The organism is Psychrobacter sp. JCM 18900 (assembly GCF_904846625.1).
In the GTDB taxonomy this organism is placed as follows: domain Bacteria; phylum Pseudomonadota; class Gammaproteobacteria; order Pseudomonadales; family Moraxellaceae; genus Psychrobacter.
On sequence record NZ_CAJHBL010000014.1, the window covers coordinates 1 to 1,157 of the forward strand.

Here is a 1,157-nt window from a genome sequence, read left to right on the forward strand (position 1 = left end):
CACGATGATGATAGAATGTGGGCAATGGTCGCTTTTATCAGATCGTTACCTGAATTAAATGAAAACCAGTACACCATGCTAACGACTAGGATAGACGATGATATGTTGGGCATGTCATTTGATGGTGAGATGGATATGTCAGGTGATGGATCCGGAATGCAACATTGATTTTTCGTAAAAGATGCAGTGCTTAATAGTGCTTCCTTTTGCGATTTGAGTTTTAAGCTTTACCAGTACTACTTTGGTCAGTGTTACGGCTTTAATTTTTATAAATGTGATCGTCAGACAGACGCTCAGGAGTGGTTTTATGAGACGCTATACTAATAGATTTATTAATGAACATAATCTGATATCTGGCCGTGTGCTCTCAGCGATTGTGGTATTGCCATTATCGTTAACGATAGCCGCTTGTAGTCAACCTAACGCGACTACTGCTGACTCAAAACCAGCGACTGAGCCAACTACCGCTACGCAAAAAACCGCTCTAGTAGAGCAACCACAAGCCGAAATAATACCTGTCAGTGCTCATTCAGATACCCAATCAACTATTTTGCGAAATGTGTCAGCCACCGTCTATAAAGATGCCAATTGTGGTTGCTGTAAAGAGTGGGTCGGCCACGCAGAAGACAATGGGTTAAGCGCAGCTGTCCATGATGTTGCCGACGTGTCTTTGTTTAAAGATCGTTATGGCGTACCACAGCAAATGCGCTCTTGCCATACTACCGTTACTACCGATGGCTTTGTCTTTGAAGGCCATGTCCCTGCCAAATATATGGCGCAGTTTCTAAAGAATCCGCCAAGTGATGCCATTGGTCTTGCAGTACCTGGTATGCCAGTTGGTAGCCCTGGTATGGAATATCAAGATAAATTTATGCCATATAAAGTGATGCAGCTTAACAAAGATGGCTCAACAGCCATTTATGCAACCATTGACTCACCGCAGCAGCAAATCTAGTTTGATTAACACTTTACATAGCTCATTCTGTTCTATTAATGAGCCAACAGTTATATGAACTCAACTCCCATTTCACGGATTAAGTTAGGTAAATTATTATGAACAAGAATATGTTCAATCGCAGGCGTTTCTTAACAGGATCTTCTACTTTGTTAGGGGCATCCATGCTATCTACGCTGCCGTCTATTGCCAATAGTGCGCT

Annotated in this window: 2 protein-coding genes; both read left to right on the plus strand. The window is 42.3% G+C overall.

The genetic code is table 11. From position 1 onward, the window contains the following. Positions 1-307: 307 nt before the first annotated feature. Positions 308-955 (plus strand): DUF411 domain-containing protein, encoded by a 648-nt coding sequence (locus JMX96_RS13570; protein ID WP_201569683.1) that lies wholly within the window; start codon positions 308-310, stop codon positions 953-955. 110 nt (positions 956-1,065) lie between these two features. Then, a partial coding sequence (locus JMX96_RS13575; RefSeq protein WP_227677060.1) for a twin-arginine translocation signal domain-containing protein occupies positions 1,066-1,157 on the plus strand: 92 nt, incomplete at its 3' end.